Raw genomic sequence first — 20,287 nt, forward strand, 5'->3', positions numbered from 1 at the left:
GGCACCTCACCCATCTGCCGATTATTGGGGTGTCTTCAGGCTCCGCATCGCGCCAATCGCTGTCGCAGTTCGACCTGCACCGGCGCAACGTTAGAATCTTGTCGTGACTTCACGGGTTGACACGGTCGATAACGCAGCAGCCACTCCCGATCACCCGCAGCCATTCGCTGAACTTGGGCTCAAGGACGACGAGTACGCGCGCATCCGCGAGATACTCGGCCGCCGCCCCACCGATGCCGAGCTGGCCATGTACTCGGTGATGTGGAGCGAGCACTGCTCCTACAAGTCCTCGAAGGTGCATCTGCGCTACTTCGGGCAGACCACCACCGAGGAGATGCGCTCGGCGATGCTCGCCGGCATCGGTGAGAACGCGGGCGTGGTGGACATCGGTGACGGATGGGCGGTCACCTTCAAGGTCGAATCGCACAACCACCCGTCGTACGTCGAGCCCTACCAGGGTGCGGCCACGGGCGTGGGCGGCATCGTGCGCGACATCATGGCCATGGGTGCCCGGCCCATCGCCGTCATGGATCAGCTGCGTTTCGGCGCCGCCGACGCCCCCGATACCCGTCGCGTCTTCGACGGCGTGGTGCGCGGTATCGGCGGTTACGGCAACTCGCTGGGCCTGCCGAACATCGGCGGCGAGACGGTGTTCGACGCGTCCTACGCCGGAAACCCGTTGGTGAACGCACTGTGTGCCGGGGTGTTGCGCAAGGAAGATCTGCATCTGGCCTTCGCCTCCGGCGCCGGCAACAAGATCATCCTGTTCGGGGCGCGCACCGGGCTCGACGGCATCGGCGGTGTTTCGGTGTTGGCGTCGGAGACATTCGGTGGCGACGAGGCCGACGGCGCCTCCCGTAAGAAGCTGCCCAGCGTCCAGGTGGGCGATCCATTCACCGAGAAGGTGCTCATCGAGTGCTGTCTGGAGCTGTATGCGGCTCATCTGGTGGTCGGCATTCAGGACCTCGGCGGTGCTGGGCTCTCCTGCGCGACATCGGAACTCGCATCCGCCGGCGACGGTGGCATGCACATCGACCTGGACAAGGTGCCGCTGCGCGCCACCGGAATGACGCCGGCCGAGGTGCTCTCCAGTGAGTCGCAGGAGCGCATGTGCGCCGTGGTGACACCGGAGAACGTGGATGCCTTCATGGCTGTGTGCCGCAAGTGGGATGTGCTGGCCACAGTGATCGGTGAGGTCACCGACGGTGACCGGCTGCGCATCACCTGGCACGGCGAGCCCGTCGTCGATGTGCCGCCACGGACCGTGGCACACGAGGGCCCCGTCTACGAGCGTCCGGTGGCTCGCCCAGATACCCAGGACGCGCTGATCGCCGATACCGCCGCGGGACTGGCGCGCCCGGCCACCGCCGCGGAGCTGCGGCAGACGCTGCTGGACATGCTCGGTAGCCCGCACCTGTGCAGCCGCGCGTTCATCACCGAGCAATACGACCGGTACGTGCGCGGAAACACCGTCCTCGCCGAACATGCCGATTCCGGCGTGATCCGGGTGGACGAACAGACCGGACGTGGAATCGCCTTGGCGACTGACGCTTCCGGTCGCTACACGGTCCTGGACCCGTACCGCGGCGCCCAGCTGGCACTGGCGGAGGCATATCGCAACGTGGCCGCGTCGGGGGCAACGCCGGTCGCGGTGACCAACTGCCTGAACTTCGGCTCGCCGGAGGACCCGGGTGTCATGTGGCAGTTCTCCGAAGCGGTCCGCGGCCTCGCCGATGGCTGTGTGACGCTGGGCATCCCGGTAACCGGAGGCAATGTCAGCTTCTACAACCAGACCGGTACCACCCCGATTCTGCCCACTCCGGTGGTCGGCGTGCTGGGCGTGATCGACAACGTGAATCGGCGCATCCCCACGGGATTCGGAACCGAGCCCGGCGAGACACTGATCCTGCTCGGTGACACCGCCGATGAGTTCGACGGCTCGATTTGGGCGCAGGTGGCACATGATCACCTGGGCGGCACACCCCCGCAGGTCGATCTGGCCCGTGAGCAGCTGTTGGCGCAGGTTCTGACCGCGGCTTCGCGTGATGGACTGGTGTCGGCCGCTCACGACCTGTCCGAGGGTGGGCTCATCCAGGCCGTCGTCGAATCCGCATTGGCTGGTGAAACTGGCTGCCGCATACTGCTTCCCGAAGGTGCTGACCCCTTCGTGGCACTGTTCTCCGAGTCTGCGGGGCGGGTGCTGGTCGCGGTCCCGCGTACCGAGGAGAGCAGATTCATGTCGATGTGCGAGGCGCGACAGCTGCCCGCCGTACGCATCGGTGTGGTCGATCAGGGTTCGGATTCCGTTGAGGTGCAAGGACAGTTCTCGGTCGCGCTGACCGAATTGCGCGAGGTACACGAAGGCGTGCTGCCCGGATTATTCGGATGAGCGAGACTCCTGGAGTCCCGGTCACCACAAGCACCGTCGATCCCGATGATTGGATCGGCCGCAGCTGGCTGGCATTCCAGGAACTTGAGGAGCACGTCGAACACCGGCACCCGTTGGTGGCCTGGGCGTGGAACCTGCTGCGACTGGACTTTTGCGGAATCGCCTTTGGCGCGTTGTTCTTCTGCCTGTCGTTGACTCCCTCCCTGATGCCGCGCACCTGGTTGTTCCAGGGCCTCATCGGTGGCGCCACCGCGGCCATCGGCTATGGCATCGGTGTCGCCCTCTCCAAACTGGTGCTGCGTTTTTGGTTGCGCCACCAGAAATGGTGGCCGCTGCGTGACCGGGTGATGGTGACGGTCAAGCTCGGGGTGGTGGTCCTCAGCGGGGTGTGCTCGCTGGCCATGATCGTGCCGGCCGCTCGTTGGCAGCGCCAGATCGCCGCCCTCATGGACACTCAGGGGCCGACGACAACGGAGTACTCCAAGTCGTTCCTCGTCTCCATTGCCGTTGGTGCAGTTTTTATTTCGATAGCCCGGATTCTGCGTGACCTGGTCCGGCTGCTGGCCAGGTTCCTCATCCGCAGGCTGCGTCTGAGCCAGGAAGTGTCGCTGCTCATCGGTACCGCCATCGTGGCGGTGTTGACGATCATGTTGTTCAACGGCGTGCTGGTGCGCGGATTCTTCGCCGCCGCCAACGCTTCGTTTGGCCCGCACAACGACACCACCAGGGCCGGGGTGCATCAACCGACCCAACCTGAGCGTTCCGGCAGCCCGGCGTCGCTGTCCTCCTGGGACAGCCTCGGATACGAGGGCCGCAACTTCGTCTCCGGCGGCCTGCACGCCGATGTGCTCACCAGGGTCAACGGCCGTCCGGCCAAGGAGCCCATCCGCGTGTACGCGGGTCTGGAGACCGCGGGCACCGCAGAGGAGCGCGCAGACATCCTGGTGCGGGAACTGGAGCGCACCAAGGCTTTCGATCGGCAGGTATTGGTCATCGTGCCGACCACCGGCACCGGCTGGGTGACGCCCGGCGCGGCCCGTGGTGTCGAGCTGATGTACAACGGCGACACCGCGATCGTCGCCACCCAGTACTCGTTCCTGCCCAGCTGGATCTCCTTCCTGGCCGACAAAGAGAAGGCCTTGGCCTCCGGCAAGCTGCTGGTGGACACCATCCAGAAGCGCTGGGCGCAACAGCCCGAGGGGCACCGGCCCAAGCTGCTCATCTACGGCGAAAGCCTGGGATCTTTTGCGGGACAAGGCGCGTTCGGTGGCCTCGGTGATATCCGGGCGGCCGGGGTCAACGGTGTGTTGTGGACCGGGCCGCCGAACTTCAGTCATATCTGGAATGAACTGGTGTCCAAGCGCGACCGGGGCACACTGGAAGCAGTGCCGGTGTACGACAGCGGATTCACCGCGCGTTTCGCGATCGGCCCCGATATCGACGCCCTGGCCAAACCGGCATGGCAGAACCCGAGGGTGCTCTTCGTGCAGCATCCGTCGGACCCGGTGACCTGGTGGTCCACCGATCTGTTGTTCAGCGAACCGGATTGGCTCAAAGAGGCGCCAGTGGGCGACCGGACGGCTGCCATGCGCTGGTACCCGATCGTCACCTTCTGGCAGGTGGCCGCCGACCTGGCCAACGCTGTTGGGGTGCCCGACGGACACGGGCACAACTACGGCATCTCGTCGGTCAACGGCTGGGCGGCGATCGCCCCACCGCCGGGCTGGACTCCGCAGGACACCGAACGCATCCGGAAGGCACTCGTCGACACCGCGTCGCTCGACGGCCCCGACACGTGATTTCCCGCATCCGTGTGCTCGTGCTGGCGGTTGCACTTGCGGTATGGCCGGGGTTTTTGGAGCGCTTCCCGCAACGCTGGCGCCCACTGATCGGCGCGGGCGCCAGCACCGCACTGGTGGTCGCGGCGGGTACTCCGCTCGGGCTGAGGCCGCCCCGGTTGGGGTCGGGGTTGCGCCTCGGCGGGGCCGTCGCGTTGGCCGTCGCCACTGTCGTGGGTGCTTCACCCGCGCTGCGGCCGGTGCGCTCCTCGATGCGGGGGCGTGAGATCGACCTGCATCCAGCGGTGTGGCTGGGCCTGCACATCCCGGTGGGCACGGTGTGGACCGAGGAACTTGCCTTTCGGGGGGTGCTGCAACCGCTGGCCGTGGAAGCCTTCGGGAGCAGGCCGGGCGCCGTGATCCAGGCAGTGACGTTCGGGCTTGCTCACATCCGTCCCGCCCGCGCCGCGGGCGATTCCATTGCGGGGACGGTACTGGTCACGGGACTATTCGGCGGGCTGCTGGGCTGGCTGCGAGAGCGCTCAGGCAGCGTGGCGGCACCGATGCTGGCTCACCTGGCGCTCAACGAGGCCGGCGCGGTAGCAACCCTGTGCGTCGCCCGGCCCAATGTCGACTTGTCGCGAGAAAGTGCGAGCAACTGATACCAAAAGTCGACATTCGACGGAATACTGCACAGATGGCCTCGAACTGGACAAGCAGGGCCGGTGTAGCGCTGGCAGGGATGACCATTGCCGCCGGAATAGCACTGGCCGCACCCGCCGGCGCTGACTCCGGACAGGGCGCGTCGTTGCCCGTATTCGTTCCGCATCCCTCGGACTGGGCGCCGGACACCTCGGTGTACCCGTACAACCTGTGGCAGAACCGGGTGAACGATGAGCAATTCACCGCGCTACGGGATTCCTGCCAGTGGTTCAACGCGCAGTACGACACCTTGATGGGATCGGTGTACGGATTTCAGAACTACCTGCGCGATCACCACGATGTCTGGGCTGCTTCGGGTTCGGACACCGTCGGCAACGTGGTGACCGCGAATCTGGATCAGTCGGCCGCGTTCCTGGATCCCCGGGTGCACACGCTGTACATCACCAACTACCCGGATCAGAGTCAGTACTCGCCGCTGTACAACGGTGACTCGTTCTATCACCTGTGGTTCCAGTTCACCCAGATCAGCGACAAGATCAAACAACAGCTGCCATCCGGGGTGATCAACGCCAACATCGCGACGGCGACCGTTTACGGAAACACCATTCGCGACTCGGGGATCTGCGACGGGGCATAGGGGCCCGAGTCTGCCAGATAGGCTGGTAGACATGCCAGCTCGCGCGCCCGATGCCGCCTCGACCAGGGCCGCCGTGCTCGCGGTAGCCGAATGGTTGCGCGACGAGCAGGCACCGGAGCCGCCGCGGGCCGCCCTTGCCGACGCCGTCCGGTTCACCGCCCGCACCCTCGCCGCCGACGCGCCCGGCGCCTCCGTAGAGGTGCGAGTGCCTCCTTTCGTTGCGGTGCAGTGCATCTCGGGGCCGCGCCATACTCGGGGCACCCCGCCCAATGTGGTGGAGACGACCCCGCGAACATGGCTGTTGCTCGTGACGGGACTGCTGACGCTGGAGCGGGCCGTCGCCGACCGCACTGTCTCCGCGTCCGGATCGCGCGCCGCCGAGATTGCCGGGTGGTTGCCGTTGGTGCCGCTGAGCTAGCGAAAGTACGGGTACTCCTGCACCCAGTGGAATCCACGGCTACGCAGCGGGAAGCTGTCTGGGTCCACACGTTTCAGCATGATCGTGACGGGCTTGTCGTACATCCTTCCGCCCAGCAGCAGTGCGTCGGCGTTCGGCTGGCTGTAGGTCAGATCGGCGAAGGGCGCTTTCCCGCCGACCTTTTCGCCGGTGGTGTCCGAGGTATCGGTGAGCTTGAGGTGACCGTCGTGGAACTCGGCGAGGGCTATCACGAGGTTGCCGTTCATGCGCTGATAGGTCGCGGCCCCGGGCTGGTCGAAAACGATTATTTGCCAACGATTCCTGTCGGTAGTCAACGGCGGGACGTACGTTCCGTCGACGAAGAACGCCTGCACCGCCCAGATGCCATGGAGTTCGGACCGTGGGCTACCGCCCCCGTACTGATGCCAGGTGGCCCAGCCGTCGTAGACGCCGCCCAGCGCCACCCAGATACCGACTGCCACCTGGACCCACGCCGCGAGACGGTTTCTGCGGTTATCGGTGAACAGCGGCGGCTGGGTCAACGGCTCGATCGCACGTTGCCGCACAAAGACATTGAGCAAGCTACCCAGGTACGGGGCGAGCAGGACAAGGCCGAGTAGGAGCAGATGAAAGGACAACAGTTTGACGGGCACGTCGAACGTCATATTCATCAGGAAGACCTGGGCCATGCTCGCCAGGCTCAGTACCGCGCCCAGCACCGCGGTCCGTGGGACGAACAGCAGCAGCCCGGCAATGACTTCCACCGCTCCCAGGGCCATCTCGTAGGGGTGAGAGCTGCCCACCTGCAGCCACAGCACCGAGGCGGGGCTCAGCGAGCCGTACGGCTGTAGCAGCTGCGCCAGCGTCGGTCCGGGCATTTGCGTGGGGATGAGTTTGGCGAATCCGTAGAAGAGCATCTGCCCACCCAGGCACACCCGAGCGAAGAGAGTGAACCAGGCCAGCAGCCGTGGATAGGCGGTGCGGCGATCAAGCAGTGTCCACAGTGTCGTCGCCGCGGTGGCGACGACCAGAACGCAGAACACCAGCACCCAGATGGCGGCTTGATCACCGCTTCCGGAGTCGTCGTGCAAGACGGCGTTCACACCGAACAGGGTTCTGCCCACCCATCCGGTGAGCGGGTTCAGCAGCGACATCACCGACAGCGCGAATTGCCCGCCGATCATCCGTCCGGCCACACCCAGCAGTGCGAACGGGATCTGCGTCAGGAGCACGCAGAACAGGCCGAAATAGATGACGCAGAACCGGAACGCGACGCGGGTCGATGGGCGCCAAGATGCAGTGGCCTGGGTCACTTTTGCGATGGTACTGATGTGTCCGGGCCAGCCGATTCCCCGATCAGCAACCTTCCCCGTAAACTGGTGCTGTCACCCACCTCCACGCAGGACGCAGCCCCAGGGAGCCACACCGTGACCGCACAGCCGATCGAGCTGGAAAACGACCCACGTGAAGAATGCGGCGTGTTCGGCGTCTGGGCGCCGGGCGAAGAGGTAGCAAAACTCACCTATTACGGCCTGTACGCGCTGCAGCACCGCGGCCAGGAGGCCGCCGGCATCGCCGTCGCCGACGGCTCACAGATCGTGGTGTTCAAGGATCTCGGCCTGGTCAGCCAGGTTTTTGACGAACAGACGCTTGCCGCCATGCGGGGGCATGTAGCGGTGGGCCACTGCCGTTACTCCACCACCGGCTCCGTCACGTGGGAGAACGCTCAGCCGGTGTTCCGCACCACCGCCGCGGGCACGGGAGTCGCGCTGGGACACAACGGAAACCTGGTCAACACCGCCGAGCTCACCGAACGTGCGCGCGATGCCGGTCTGATCAATTCGAAGACCCCGGGCATGGCCACCACCGACTCGGACATCATGGGTGCGTTGTTGGCGCACGGTGCCGCCGATGCCACCCTGGAGCAGGCCGCCATGGCGCTGTTGCCCACGGTGCGCGGCGCCTTCTGCCTGGTTTTCGCCGACGAGAACACGCTGTACGCGGCCCGCGATCCGCACGGGGTCCGGCCGCTGTGCCTGGGTCGCCTCGACACCGGCTGGGTGGTCGCGTCGGAGACGGCGGCCCTGGACATCGTGGGTGCCTCCTTCGTGCGGGACATCGAGCCCGGAGAGCTACTCGCCATCGACGCCGACGGAGTGCGCTCCAGCCGATTCGCCAACGCCACGCCTAAGACCTGTGTCTTCGAGTACGTGTACCTCGCCCGTCCCGACAGCATGCTCGACGGACGTTCTGTGCACTCCACCCGCGTCGAGATCGGGCGCCGCCTTGCCGCCGAACACTCCGTGGACGCCGACCTGGTGATCGGGGTTCCCGAGTCCGGTACTCCGGCGGCGGTCGGTTACGCCCAGGGTTCGGGCATCCCGTACGGGCAGGGACTGATGAAGAACGCCTATGTGGGCCGCACCTTCATCCAGCCGTCGCAGACCATCCGTCAGCTCGGTATCCGATTGAAGCTCAACCCCCTTCGCGAGGTCATTCGCGGCAAGCGGCTGGTGGTGGTGGACGACTCCATCGTCCGTGGCAATACCCAGCGGGCCCTGGTGCGGATGTTGCGTGAGGCAGGGGCGGCCGAGGTGCACGTGCGCATCGCATCGCCGCCGGTCCGCTGGCCATGCTTCTACGGCATCGACTTCGCCTCTCCCGCAGAACTTATCGCCAATGCTGTGGAATCGGACGACGGGATGCTCGATGCCGTCCGCACCGCGATCGGCGCCGACAGCCTGGGTTATATCTCGGCCGAGGGCATGGTGGCGGCCACTCAAGAACCGCGCTCTCGCCTGTGCTGCGCATGCTTTGACGGCAACTATCCGATCGAGCTGCCCAAGGAGACGGCGCTCGGCAAGAATGTGGTTGAGCACATGCTCGCGGCCACCGCTCGGGAGACGTCAAGCGAGAGCTCGGAATCCGTCCAGGCGCGTTAGCGAGGCGGGTACTTCTCATCGACGATCACGTCGCGTAGCCCCGGAAAGCCGGCCTTGATGAGGTCGATGTGGGTGTCGATCATGCCTTCGAGAGCTGCCATGAAGGACTGCTGAAGTTCCCCGGTCAAGATCACTTCGTCGATCAGTACGAACAGCTCGGCGATCACGGAGGGTGGCTGCTCATAGACGTTGAGCACGACGGTGGCGCTGGCGCCCTGCAGTCCTTTGGACGCTACCTGGTAGCGCCCCCTGCGCTCGGTGAGAAGTTTTGTCGTATGGGTGATTTCGACGACGGACCATTCGATCGGGGTCATCAGCCCAGCGATTCCGATCTGGGTGGTGAATTTGTCGCCGACGCTCAGCGCATCGAGACGAAGGGGCTTGTCGGCGAAGACGAGGGGTGCCTGATTGCCGGGTTCGATGTCGTCCCCTGGCGGCAGTTCAAAGTCGGCCACCGCGGATATTTCTTCCAGGCTGCGGGGGAACTGAAAGCGCCGTTCAGCCGATAGCAAACTTTCCCCCTCAGATCTTGTTGGCCCGAGGCTATGTGATGGGCGGGCAACGTGCGATGACCGAATTGGGCGAATTACTTGACCGAATGTGTTCCGTCCCGATACTGGGCGGGAGATGCCCCCGTCCAGCGCCGGAAGGCGCGCGTGAAGGCACTCAGTTCAGAGAAGCCGAGACGGATGGATAGATCGTTGAGCGACTCCGTGCCGCCCCGAAGGCTTTTGATGGCTTCCGCCCGCAGCGCGGAGTCTCGGATCTGCCGAATGGACGTCCCGAACTCGTTGCGCAGTGCTCGCTGAAGCGCCGAGGGCGCCATGTTCAGTGCGATGGCGATATCGCTTACCGACGGAATCCCCTCGCCGATACTCGATCTGACGATCCGCTGGACGCGATCCGGTAGCTCCCGGTGGTAGCCGCCGACGTCGAACCAGATCTGTTCGGGATGATCGAGCAGGGAGGTGACCTCCTCTTCGGTCCGCAGGATCGGGGTATCGAGAAGCTTGGCGTCCAGGATCATTGCGGCCGAATCGCTGCCGAATTCGACCGGAGCGTTGAGCATGTTGCTGCGCTCGGATCGTCCGGCCGGGCGGGCCTGCGGGAGCAGAATCCGCTCCACGTGGATCGACCGCATGATCAACCAGCTCCAGATCCGGATCGTCAGAGCCATGGTCCACTCCGTGAACGTGGCATCGGGCAACTTGAGGGTCGATGTCTCCAGCACCACGGTGGCGAAGTCGCCGGATCTGGCCACGGTCATGCTGGGCACCAGCGGCATGGCGTCGCGGAACGCCGCCCAGCGGGCGAATGCGGCACCGGCGGTCTCGGATGTAGCGAGGCTGAACATCAGCAGCTGGAGTGTTTCTGGTGGGATGGGGGCCGGGTAGCCGCCGAATGACAGGTCACCCGTGCGGGCCAGAACCTCGCGGGTGACGGCACGAACCTGTTCTGGGCTGATCACGGTGGGTTCTCCGGCGAGGAACCGCGGTGAAACCTGGGCATCTATCAGCATTTTCGCCGCATCCATGCCCTGCTGTCGTGCCAATTCCGACACCAGGGTGCCCCAGCGCGGCGGGATGGACAGCAGTTCCACGTCACCTCCTGAATCAAGATTCGAGAGGTGATCTTGGTATAGATTGTTGCCAGTTTCAACTACCGTGGTAGTGCGGTATGTCAATCCCGCGTGCGCGCAAGGAATCTGCCACTTTGGTGAGCAGCCGCAGCAGCTCGGCCTGTTCTCTGGTGGCCAGATCGTCGAAGAGCGCGGCCGAGGCCAGCTCCGAGGGGCCGAGTTGGGCCTGGGTGATTTCCCTTCCTGCGTCCGTAATTTCGACACAGGTAATCCTTCGGTCGCGTTCATGCGGCACGCGGCGGACCAGATTCTCTTTCTCCAGGCCGTCGATCAATACCGTCATGTTGCGCGGGGACATGCCGAGAAACTCGCCCAACTCGCTCATACCGGCCGGCTCGGTACGGACGGACAGGCCGACAAGCACTGTCGCGCGCGGCACGGTCATCCCGCCGGTGGTGGGGATGTTCGATTTGGTCCACTGGGTGGCCGCCTTGGACACCTTGAGCAGGGCAAAGAGGAGTTCGCGCTTTGTTGTGCTTGACATGACCAATCTTAACAATTGATAATATTACGGAAGATACGTTATCCATCATCTTAGACCTCGTGGGAGGTTATCGTGACCGAATCCATCATCGTCATGACCGGCGCAACTGCCGGACTGGGCGCTTACGCCGTCAAACTCCTTGTCGAACACCCCGATACACGTCTGATTGTCGGTGCGAGGGGCAGCGGTCGCGCAGTTCCCGGCGCGCAGGTGCTGCCGTTGGACCTGGCCTCGCTGGACAGTGTCAGGCAGTTCGCCGAGGACGTGAGGCGGGAACTGGGCGAGACCCCGATCGATGTTTTGGTGCTGAATGCGGGTATCCAGTTCCGGGACACCGATCATCGCACCGTCGATGGTTTCGAGACGACCTTCGCGGTCAATCACCTGGCTCACTACCTCTTGGCGCGCCTACTGCTTCCCAGCATTGCCGACGGCGGCCGATTGGTTATCACGACGAGCGACACACACGACCCGAAGATCATCCCGTTCGGGCCGCGCGCACTGGATCCGGCACGCCTGGCGCACCCGGAATCGGCCGGGGCCATCGGAGGTCTTCGCGCCTACGCGTCGTCCAAGCTGTGCAATCTGCTGACCGCGCGGTCTTTCGCCGCCTCCGATGAGGTCGCACGCAGGCGAATTGAGGTGGTTGCCTACAACCCGGGCCTTACCCTGGGGACCAACCTGGCGGGGGAGTCGATGTCGGGCCGGGTTGCCACCGGGATGCTGCGGCCGGTGCTGCGGTTGGTGTCGACAGTGCGGCCCGCGTTCCACCCCGGACGGGTGGAAACGGCGGGAGAGACGTTGGCGGACCTGGCTATTGGCGCGGTCGAGCCGCCGGCGGGCCGTTTGTACGCGTCACTCGTGCAGGGACGGCTGACCTTCCCGGATCCGGCTCCGCTGGCGCTGGATGACCGAGCGGCCGACGGACTCTGGCGCGACAGCGCCGCGATGGTCGGGATCTAAAGCCGGCCGGAATCGACGAGGAAGTCCACGAAGTCGTTGACGGTGGTCTCGGTAGACCGCGGGTCGTAACCCAGTTCGGTGCGTGCCTTCGTGATGTTCGCGGTGGGCGACACCGTCAGCTTGTTGAACGCGGCCCGGCTCAGGGCGTCGTTCTTCAGTAGCTTGCCGATGGGTTCGATCACCGGGATGGCAGCGTTGAGCAGGCCCATGGGCAAGGCGAACAACGGGCCGCGCTTGCCGGCACGCTGTGCGGCCAGGCGGCACACCTGCAACAGGCTGCCCATGTGGCCGCCGAACAGGTAGTTCTCGCCGGTGCGGCCCTTCTCGCCGGCCAGGTACAGCCCGGCGGCCACATCGCGGGCGTCGACCAGGTCGTACTGGCTGTTGACCATGGCGGGCAGCCGTCCGCGGGCACTGTCGAACAGCAGCTGGTTGATGCGGGACAGATTGGGCAGATCCACCGGGCCGTAGACGCCGGTGGGGTTGCCGATGACGGCATCCAGCCCGGACTCGATCAGCTCGCGCACGGCTACCTCGCCACCCCACTTGGAGCGCTGATAGACGGGCAGGTCGGCACCCGTCGAGCGGGGTGAGTTCTCGTCGAGGGTGGCCACGCTGTTGGAGTAGGAGTCGACCGAGCTGCAGTGCACCATGCGGCGCACGCCCGCGGCGAGGGCGGCTTGCGCGACGGTGCGGGCGCCCTCGGTGTTGATCCGCCAGCACAGCTCGTCCTCGTGCTTGAGGGTGATGACGGCCACTAGGTGATAGACCACCTCGACGCCTTCGAGGGCCTTCGTCATCGAGCTCAGATCGAGAACATCGCCAGAAACCCAGGTCACAGCCTCGCGGGTGTCCGGTGTGCCGGGCACCACACGGTCGATCGCGACGACTTCATGTCCGTTCTCCACGAGGAGATTGACTAGATTGGTACCAATGAAGCCGGCGGCTCCGGTGACGGCAGTCTTCATCTTTGTCCCTTATATGGCTCGGGTGTCATAGCCGCCGGGTGCTGGCATGGACGGCGGCATCGCCACCAACCTACCTAACGCTCGCTTGGTCGGCTTTGTGACATGTATTGCATCGCATCCCAGCAAGGTGGGGCAAGTGTTGCCATACTCTCCGGATGAGGCTCTTGGGCAAAGACCGAGAACCGTGCTCGCGCAAACTCGCTGTGGCCGTATCCGTGTTGCTTGCCGCCGGATGCGGGGTGGGGCGGCCACCCGGAGCCGTCGATGGTGAATACCTCACGGTCGGCACCACGGATCGCGTGTCCACCCTCGATCCGGCGGGCGCGTACGACAACGGGTCCTTCCAGGTCGAGAATCAGATCTACCCCTTCCTGATGAACTTCACCCCGGGCACCGGTGATCTCAAACCCGATCTGGCCGCCGCTTGTGGATTCAAGACCCCGACGCTGTACAGCTGCACGCTCAAGCCGGGCTCGGTGTTCGCGAACGGACACAAACTCACCTCATCGGATGTGAAGTTCTCCTACGACCGCGAGCGAGTGATCAACGATCCGAACGGGCCACAGTCGCTGCTGGCCAACCTGGATCGCGTTGAGACTCCCGATGACCTGACCGTCGACTTCCGGCTCAAGCTTCCCAACGATCAGACCTTCCCGCAGGTACTGGCCACCAACGCGGGGCCCATCATCGATGAAGAGGTGTTTCCGCCGGACAGGCTGCTGGACGATGACGCTATTGCGAAGGCGGAGCCGTTCGCGGGGCCGTACACCATTACCTCCCACACCAAGAATCAGTTGATCGGCCTGCGCGCCAACCCTGAATACGTTGGCGGGCTGGGTAAGCCGCAGTGGGAGCTGATCGGCATCAAGTACTACACCGGCGGCGAGAACCTCAAGATCGACATTGAGAACCGCGCCATCGACGTCGCGTACCGGAGCCTGTCGCCCAACGACATCGAAACGTTGCGGGTCAATCCGCGGCTTTCCGTGCATGAAGGACCCGGCGGCGAGCTCAGGTACATCGTCTTCAATCTCAAGACCATGCCCGGAAGTACCGACGCGCAGAAGCTGGCCATCCGAAAGGCGGTCGCGTCGCTGGTTGATCGGGAAGCCTTGTCTCGCGACGTGTACAAGGGTATCTACACCCCCGCCTACTCCGTGGTGCCCGACTCGATGGAGGGCGCGCGGGAGTCTTTCAAGACGCTGTACGGCGCCAAGCCCAATGCGGAGCTTGCCCGAAAGTTCTTGTCGGACGCCCAGATCAGTACCCCGGTGCTACTTAACCTGCAATACAACCCGGATCACTACGGAGGCAATTCATCGGAGGAGTACGCGGCGGTCAAGGGCCAGCTCGAAGCATCGGGCTTGTTCTCGGTGGACTTGCAGTCCACCGAGTGGGTTGCCTATCAGGAGCGGCGTTCGTCGGATTCATATCCGGTGTATCAGTTCGGCTGGTTTCCCGATTTCGCGGACCCGGACAACTATCTGACACCGTTCTTCATGCCGGACAACATGTTGGTGAACCACTTTGAGAACGACACCATCACCCGGCTCATCATCGCGGAAGCCACCGAGCCGGACAAGGCGAAGCGTCTGCGCATCATCGGACAGCTGCAGGATCTGATGGCGCGCGACTATATTTCGACGCTGCCGTTGCTCACCGGAAAACAAATCGCGGTTTCGGTGAAGAACGTCGAAGGCATCAAGCTCGGGCCCTCGTTCAAGTTTCAGTTCACACCGCTGAAGAAGACGGGCGACACCGCATGAGCACCACATTGCTGCGCTACCTCGGGGTGCGGCTGGCGCTCATCATTCCGACGGCGTGGATCCTGATGACGCTCGTGTTCGTGCTCATGCGTGGCATCGGCGACCCCATCACGGCGCAGGCCGGTGGCAGGCTCACCCCGGCCGAGATCGCTAAACGCAAGGCCGAGGCGGGATTCGACCGCCCGATCTGGGTCCAGTACTGGGAATACCTCACCGGACTGCTGCATGGCGATCTGGGCACCACGCTGACCGATAAGCGATCGATCACCGACATCATCGTGGTGAACGGTGCCGCGACACTGGAACTGGCCATCGGCGCCATCGCCGTGGCGCTTCTGGTGGGGATTCCGTTGGGGCGGCTGGCCGCAACCCATCGCGACAAAGTCACCGATGTGTTCCTGCGGCTGGCCGCGGTGTTCTTCTATGCCGCCCCGGTGTTCTTCGTCGCGATTCTGCTCAAGCTGTTCTTCTCGGTGAAACTGGGGTGGTTGCCGGCGTCGGGGCGCAGCACCGTGGGTACCGAGATCGCCCTGGATGCCATGCCGCACCGGACTCACCTGCTGCTGGTGGACACCGTGTTGTACGGCGACAGCGCGTATTTCATGGACGCGCTCAAGCATCTCGTGCTGCCGGTGCTGGCCCTCGGGTTGCTGACGGCCGGGGTGTTTCTGCGACTGGTGCGTGTCAACTTGCTCCAGACGCTGCGCGCCGGGTATGTGGATGCGGCCAGGGCGCGCGGGCTGCCCGAGCGAGTCGTGGTGGGGCGGCACGCGTTCCGTAATTCGCTCGTGCCGGTGGTGACGGTGATGGGCATGCAGATCGCGATGTTGCTCGCCGGCGCCGTGCTGACCGAGACGGCGTTTGAATGGAATGGTCTGGGTTCACAGCTGGCGCACTACCTTTCCGCGCGTGACTTCATAGCGGTGCAGGGCATCGTTACCGTTATTGCCGTCATCGTGGCGGTGATGAGTTTCGTCATCGACGTGGTGGTCGCGTTCATCGATCCGAGGGTGAGGTTCTGATGACGGTATCGGTGCGCGAACCCCTCGGGGACCGGCTGCGCGGGCTGCCGGGCGTTGAGTTGTTGCGCGGCACCCACGGGTTGCAGCGGGTCACGCTTGTCGCCGGACTGGTTCTCGTCGTGGGATTCGTCGCCGTCGCGATACTGGCGCCGGTGCTGGCCCCCTACGGGTTCTCGCAAACCGCCGCGGACGGCGTCGACTTCGTGCGGCAACAGGCACCCTCCTGGCAGCACTGGTTCGGTACCTCGGTGCGCGGGGAAGATGTCTTCTCGCGGGTGCTGTTCGGCGCGCGCACCGCGCTGCTGGTCATCGTGACCTCGCTGGTGGTGTCACTACCCGCGGGCGTGGTGTTGGGCTTGACCTCCGGGTACCTGGGCGGCTGGCTGGATCGGGCGTTGGTCTTGGTCATGGACGCGCTGTACGCCATGCCCTCGCTGTTACTGGCCATCGTGGTGTCGATCGCTGTCACCGGCGGGCGTTCCAGTACCGGGGGAGGCATACTCGCGGCTGCCATCGCGATTATGGCCGTATTCGTGCCGCAATACTTCCGGGTGGTGCGCAACGCCACCGTGGGAGTCAAACAGGAGCCGTTTGTCGACGCCGCGCGGGTTACCGGTGCCAGTACCTCGCGAATCTTATTCCGGCACATACTTTCCAATGTCACTTCCTCGCTACCGGTGATCATCACCCTCAATGGGGCAGAGGCCATCCTGACGCTGGCGGGGCTGGGCTTTCTCGGTTTCGGTATCGAGCCCACTCAGGCCGCCGAATGGGGATACGACCTGAACAAGGCGTTGTCGGATGTGGCCAACGGTATTTGGTGGACAGGAGTCTTCCCCGGTACTGCCATCGTCCTGGTGGTGCTGGGCATGACGTTGGTGGGTGAGACCCTCAACGAGGTCATCAACCCACTGTTACGGACCCGGCGAGGTGACGCATGAGCACAACAGGTGTGCCCCCGGCTCTCTCCTTCCGTTCCCTGTCGGTGACATTCAGTACCGACAGTGGCCCGGTGGCCGCCGTCGAGGATGTGACATTCGATGTCGAGCCGGGGGAGGTGCTGGCCGTCGTCGGAGAGTCGGGTTCGGGTAAGTCGGTATCCTCGCGTACCGCGATCCGGCTGCTGCCGGACACCGCACGCATCACCGGTTCGGTCTTGCTCGACGGACGTGACGTCACCACCTTGTCGGGCCGTGAGCTGACCGCTATGCGCGGCAAGGACATCGCCATGGTGTTCCAGGAGCCGGGAGCCGCGCTTGACCCCCTGTTCACCATCGGATACCAAGTTGCCGAGGCAGTTCGGGCGCACTCGGATATGGACCGCCACCAGGCCCGGGCGCGCGTCATCGAGCTGCTCAAGCTCGTTCAGCTGCCCGATCCCGAGCGCCGCTACGACTGTTACCCGCATCAGCTCTCGGGTGGCCAGAAGCAGCGTGTGGTGATCGCCATCGCCATCGCGTGCGACCCGAAGGTGATCATCGCCGACGAACCCACGACTGCCCTGGACGTGACGGTGCAGGCCGAGATCTTGGATCTGCTGCGTGACCTGAGGGACAGGACCGGCAGCGCCATCGTTCTGATAACCCACAACATGGGTGTGGTCGCCGATATCGCGGACCGCGTGGTCGTGATGAAGCAAGGCAAGGTGGTCGAAATAGCGCCGGTCGAGCGGCTTTTCGCCGAGCCGGCGGAACCGTATACCCGGGCTCTGCTGGCGGCGGTTCCGCATCTGGGGCAGGGGGACCCCGAACACGGGCTCGCGCAGAGCGAGGCGTCTGACGAACCGGTGTTGGCGGTGTCCAACCTCGTGGTGGAATTTCCTGGACTGCTGGGCCGCGCCTCCTTCCGCGCCGTCGATGAGGTGAGCTTCAGCATCGGGCGCGGGAAAACTCTTGGGCTGGTGGGTGAGTCGGGCTCCGGCAAGTCGACCATTGGCAGGTGTGTGGCCGCGTTGCAACAGCCCGCCGCGGGATCGGTACGGGTGTTGGGTCAGGAGATCGTGGGGCTGAGCCAACGTAAGTTGCGTCCGCTGAGGGCCAAGTTCGGCTTCGTGTTCCAGGATCCGGCTACCTCGCTGAACCCGAAGATGCGGGTCGGCGATTGCATCGCCGAACCCATGTGGGTGCACCGATACGGCGACCGGGCCAAGATCTTCGGTCGGGTAGCCGAGTTGATCAATGCGGTGCAGCTACCGGCTGGAACCGAAAGACGTTATCCACATGAGCTTTCGGGCGGGCAGCGGCAGCGTGCCAACCTGGCGCGCGCGCTGGCGCTGGGGCCGGACCTGCTGGTCGCCGATGAACCCACGAGTGCGCTCGATGTGTCCGTGCAGGCGGCCGTGCTGGATCTGTTCGAAGAACTGCAGCAGCAGTGGCAGTTCGCCTGCCTGTTTATCAGTCACGATCTTGCCGTCGTGGATCGGCTGGCCGATGAGGTGGCGGTGCTGCGCCGTGGCGTTCTCGAAGAGCTGGGATCACGCGGCGAGATTCTGCATAACCCGTCGACCGAGTACACCCGCACGTTGGTGGCCGCGGTGCCGGTGCCGGATCCGGTGCAGCAGCGCGCGCGGCGCAGCGTTCTTTAGGAGCCGCCCGCTGAGTGCTCGTGGGCGGGCGCGCCCTCGGGCTTCTTGTGATCACCGGAACCTGAGCCGGCTCCGGCCTCCGTATGCGCTGTCTTGCCCTCGGCGGCCGCCGAGGTTGAGCCGGAAGTGTTCGGGCCGGACGCCGACTGCGCGCCGGCGCCGTTCGATGTACCGGGCCGTGCCGCAGTGTCATGGGCGTGTGTGGCGATCTCGGGCTTTGTGACAGAGGCGCCGTTCGTCTTGGTCGTGGTCGATGTCTTCGAGGTCTGCGCCGGACCCGAATCTGCCGCCGCGCCGGCCGAGTGGTCGGGCACTCTGCTCCCCGCTGTCTTTCCCTCGCGGCTTATCCCGTTGGCGCCGATACCGATCTTCGGTGTGAGCGCAGTGCTTTGGTGCGTCGCCGGCTTCTTATCGGGATCCGGCTTGCCCGGTGACTCCTTCGGCTTTGTCTCAGTGCCGGGCTTGGTGGCGGTGCTGTCGTTCGGCTTGGCTGTGGCGAGATGTTCGGGCTGCGGGGAATTCTTGGTGTTCGCCGTCTTCTCGGCCTCGGTGTTGGCGACCGTCACGCCGTGCGTTTCGCTGATCGACACGGACTGGCCATTGCGCTTCAACGTGACATCGCGTCCTGCGACCTCGAGGGTAGCTCCGGACGGGGTGGTGACCGTTGTCGCTTTCGCGGTCTTGCTGATTGATTCGCGAGATTGCTTGTCGGCGTTCTGCTGTGTAGTGCCGGGGCTGTCGTCGATGGTCGCGACCACCTTCTTGCCCTCGGATACGGTCGTGCTGTTGCCATCCCTGGTGAGCGTGGTGCCGGGATTGGCCATGACCTGCTCGGGTGAGCGCTGTGCCGACTGGCTGGACTTCAGGTAGTTGGTCACCGCCGAGATGACTTCTCCGCTGTTCAGCCCGTGGCCGACCGCGCCGTCGCGCGGCACGCCCGGCAGCGCATGTGCTTCGATGTTGACGGCGGTGGAACCCGGTGCTGCGGTGATGAATTGGGATTTGTACGGGGTGGCAACCACATCATCCTTGGTGCCCACCACCAGGTAGTCGACGCCGGGTTTGGTGTCGGGCAGTTTGTTGAGTTTGTCGAGGAAGCGGCTGCCCACGGTTTGTTGCGCCAGAGATGGCCAGGCCAGCGTGCTGCCGGCCGCGTAGATCGCGTCTTTGACGGGTTTCCAGCCATTGATGTTGACCGAGTTACCCACTGGGCCAATGAAATCAGCGAGTCCATTGAAGGTGGTGCCGTGGCTCGACGGTGCCAGCTGTACCACGTTGGCCACCCTGTCGGACTTGTCCTGTGCCACGAAGTTCTTGATGAGCAGGCCGCCCTGGGAATGGCCGACGAGATCGACCTTCCCCGCCCCGGTGTGGTCCAGGACCGTCGCGACTTCGTCGGCGAGCTGCCGCGTGGACACCTCGACATCACCGAATCCGCGCAGTCCGATCTTTTCCCCGATCGACCCGATCAGGCCCTGGAAGCCGGTCTGGCCGTATTCGAAGGTGAATGCCTTCATCCCGGCGTCGTGCAGGCTTGTCTTCATCGCGTCCCAGTACTTCTGATTCTCGGCGGTGCCGTGCACCAGCACGACCGGGATGTTGCCGGATGCTGGCTTGCTGGATTGCGAAGGAGTGCCGAGGGATTCGGATGTGATGACGGCATCGACGCCGCGGCCGTTCTCGGCTGGATTCAAGGAGACCGTGGCCCGTCGGGTGATCGTCAGGGTGGGTGAGGAATCGGGGGCCGAGCCCTCCGCCCCCAGCGGCGTCGAGCTTGAGGTCAGCGAAATGAACCCGGACTCCACCGTCAACGTCACCGGCCCGGCGAGCGGATTCTTCGAGATCGTGTGAAGAACGGTAGGCGCTCCGTCCGTCACCACCAACGACGCGACCAGTGAGGCGGCCAGCAGGACGCGCATTCTGGCGGTACGGGGATGCTGTGACTGGGGATTCCGTAAGGCACCGCGTGCCCGGTGCGATGCCGTCGGCATGAATTAGACGGTAGGTGCTCGATCGGTAGGGCGCATGTCGAGC

The 20,287-nt window shown here is 64.6% G+C and carries 17 protein-coding genes; 11 read left to right on the forward strand and 6 right to left on the reverse strand.

The features are described from left to right. Window positions 1-103 precede the first annotated feature (103 nt). The 5 genes from purL to ABG82_RS04195 are packed head-to-tail and all read left to right on the forward strand — an operon-like array spanning window position 104 to window position 5,885. Window positions 104-2,389, forward strand: a complete 2,286-nt coding sequence (gene purL / locus ABG82_RS04175) for a phosphoribosylformylglycinamidine synthase subunit PurL (RefSeq protein ID WP_043079942.1) — start codon at window positions 104-106, stop codon at window positions 2,387-2,389. Then, entirely contained in the window at window positions 2,386-4,188 is a 1,803-nt protein-coding gene (locus ABG82_RS04180; protein WP_043079941.1) for an alpha/beta hydrolase, read from the forward strand. Before purL ends, ABG82_RS04180 begins: the two co-directional genes overlap by 4 nt. Next, window positions 4,188-4,829, forward strand: a complete 642-nt coding sequence (locus ABG82_RS04185) for an Rv0804 family intramembrane glutamic endopeptidase (RefSeq protein ID WP_078343943.1) — start codon at window positions 4,188-4,190, stop codon at window positions 4,827-4,829. The genes ABG82_RS04180 and ABG82_RS04185 overlap by 1 nt, the downstream gene beginning before the upstream one ends. Window positions 4,830-4,864: 35 nt before the next feature. Beyond that, window positions 4,865-5,467 (forward strand): hypothetical protein, encoded by a 603-nt coding sequence (locus tag ABG82_RS04190; protein ID WP_043079940.1) that lies wholly within the window; start codon window positions 4,865-4,867, stop codon window positions 5,465-5,467. Between the two features lie 31 nt (window positions 5,468-5,498). Further along, on the forward strand, window positions 5,499-5,885 hold the full coding sequence (locus tag ABG82_RS04195; RefSeq protein WP_043079939.1) for a sterol carrier family protein: 387 nt from the start codon (window positions 5,499-5,501) through the stop codon (window positions 5,883-5,885). On the opposite strand, the gene ABG82_RS04200 is transcribed toward ABG82_RS04195, so the two are convergent. Further along, the gene (locus ABG82_RS04200) at window positions 5,882-7,198 is read right to left on the reverse strand and encodes a hypothetical protein (protein ID WP_043079938.1); all 1,317 of its coding nucleotides are present in this window, start codon (window positions 7,196-7,198) and stop codon (window positions 5,882-5,884) included. The two genes, ABG82_RS04195 and ABG82_RS04200, sit on opposite strands and share 4 nt — an antisense overlap. 114 nt (window positions 7,199-7,312) lie before the next feature. On the opposite strand from ABG82_RS04200, the gene purF reads away from it, so the two are divergent. After that, the gene (purF, locus tag ABG82_RS04205) at window positions 7,313-8,827 is read left to right on the forward strand and encodes an amidophosphoribosyltransferase (protein WP_043079972.1); all 1,515 of its coding nucleotides are present in this window, start codon (window positions 7,313-7,315) and stop codon (window positions 8,825-8,827) included. Here the strand turns inward: purF and ABG82_RS04210 are convergent. The 3 genes from ABG82_RS04210 to ABG82_RS04220 all read right to left on the reverse strand — a co-directional run bounded on the left by ABG82_RS04210 (window position 8,824) and on the right by ABG82_RS04220 (window position 10,950). Beyond that, window positions 8,824-9,339, reverse strand: coding sequence for a hypothetical protein (locus ABG82_RS04210; protein ID WP_043079937.1), 516 nt, complete (start codon window positions 9,337-9,339; stop codon window positions 8,824-8,826). The two genes, purF and ABG82_RS04210, sit on opposite strands and share 4 nt — an antisense overlap. A gap of 74 nt (window positions 9,340-9,413) precedes the next feature. Continuing rightward, on the reverse strand, window positions 9,414-10,427 hold the full coding sequence (locus tag ABG82_RS04215) for an AraC family transcriptional regulator (RefSeq protein WP_043079936.1): 1,014 nt from the start codon (window positions 10,425-10,427) through the stop codon (window positions 9,414-9,416). Window positions 10,428-10,482: 55 nt separating this feature from the next. Then, window positions 10,483-10,950, reverse strand: a complete 468-nt coding sequence (locus tag ABG82_RS04220; protein WP_043079935.1) for a MarR family winged helix-turn-helix transcriptional regulator — start codon at window positions 10,948-10,950, stop codon at window positions 10,483-10,485. 72 nt (window positions 10,951-11,022) lie between these two features. Here ABG82_RS04220 and ABG82_RS04225 point away from each other — a divergent pair, with 72 nt between their 5' ends. Continuing rightward, the gene (locus ABG82_RS04225; protein ID WP_043079934.1) at window positions 11,023-11,913 is read left to right on the forward strand and encodes an SDR family NAD(P)-dependent oxidoreductase; all 891 of its coding nucleotides are present in this window, start codon (window positions 11,023-11,025) and stop codon (window positions 11,911-11,913) included. Here the strand turns inward: ABG82_RS04225 and ABG82_RS04230 are convergent. Then, entirely contained in the window at window positions 11,910-12,881 is a 972-nt protein-coding gene (locus tag ABG82_RS04230) for an NAD-dependent epimerase/dehydratase family protein (RefSeq protein WP_043079933.1), read from the reverse strand. The genes ABG82_RS04225 and ABG82_RS04230 overlap by 4 nt on opposite strands. A gap of 239 nt (window positions 12,882-13,120) precedes the next feature. Here ABG82_RS04230 and ABG82_RS04235 point away from each other — a divergent pair, with 239 nt between their 5' ends. Genes ABG82_RS04235 through ABG82_RS04250 form a run of 4 tightly spaced genes read left to right on the forward strand, consistent with a single transcriptional unit; the run spans window position 13,121 to window position 18,253 of the window. Next, on the forward strand, window positions 13,121-14,647 hold the full coding sequence (locus ABG82_RS04235) for an ABC transporter substrate-binding protein (protein WP_043079971.1): 1,527 nt from the start codon (window positions 13,121-13,123) through the stop codon (window positions 14,645-14,647). After that, window positions 14,644-15,669 (forward strand): ABC transporter permease, encoded by a 1,026-nt coding sequence (locus ABG82_RS04240; RefSeq protein ID WP_043079932.1) that lies wholly within the window; start codon window positions 14,644-14,646, stop codon window positions 15,667-15,669. Before ABG82_RS04235 ends, ABG82_RS04240 begins: the two co-directional genes overlap by 4 nt. Further along, on the forward strand, window positions 15,669-16,610 hold the full coding sequence (locus ABG82_RS04245; RefSeq protein ID WP_043079931.1) for an ABC transporter permease: 942 nt from the start codon (window positions 15,669-15,671) through the stop codon (window positions 16,608-16,610). The genes ABG82_RS04240 and ABG82_RS04245 overlap by 1 nt, the downstream gene beginning before the upstream one ends. Next, window positions 16,607-18,253, forward strand: coding sequence for a dipeptide ABC transporter ATP-binding protein (locus ABG82_RS04250; RefSeq protein WP_043079930.1), 1,647 nt, complete (start codon window positions 16,607-16,609; stop codon window positions 18,251-18,253). Before ABG82_RS04245 ends, ABG82_RS04250 begins: the two co-directional genes overlap by 4 nt. Here the strand turns inward: ABG82_RS04250 and ABG82_RS04255 are convergent. After that, window positions 18,250-20,244: an esterase/lipase family protein gene (locus ABG82_RS04255; RefSeq protein ID WP_043079929.1), complete on the reverse strand. Its 1,995-nt coding sequence runs from the start codon at window positions 20,242-20,244 to the stop codon at window positions 18,250-18,252. The two genes, ABG82_RS04250 and ABG82_RS04255, sit on opposite strands and share 4 nt — an antisense overlap. Between the last annotated feature and the right edge of the window lie 43 nt (window positions 20,245-20,287).

It is taken from the genome of Mycobacteroides immunogenum (genome assembly GCF_001605725.1).
Taxonomy (GTDB): Bacteria; Actinomycetota; Actinomycetes; order Mycobacteriales; family Mycobacteriaceae; genus Mycobacterium; species Mycobacterium immunogenum.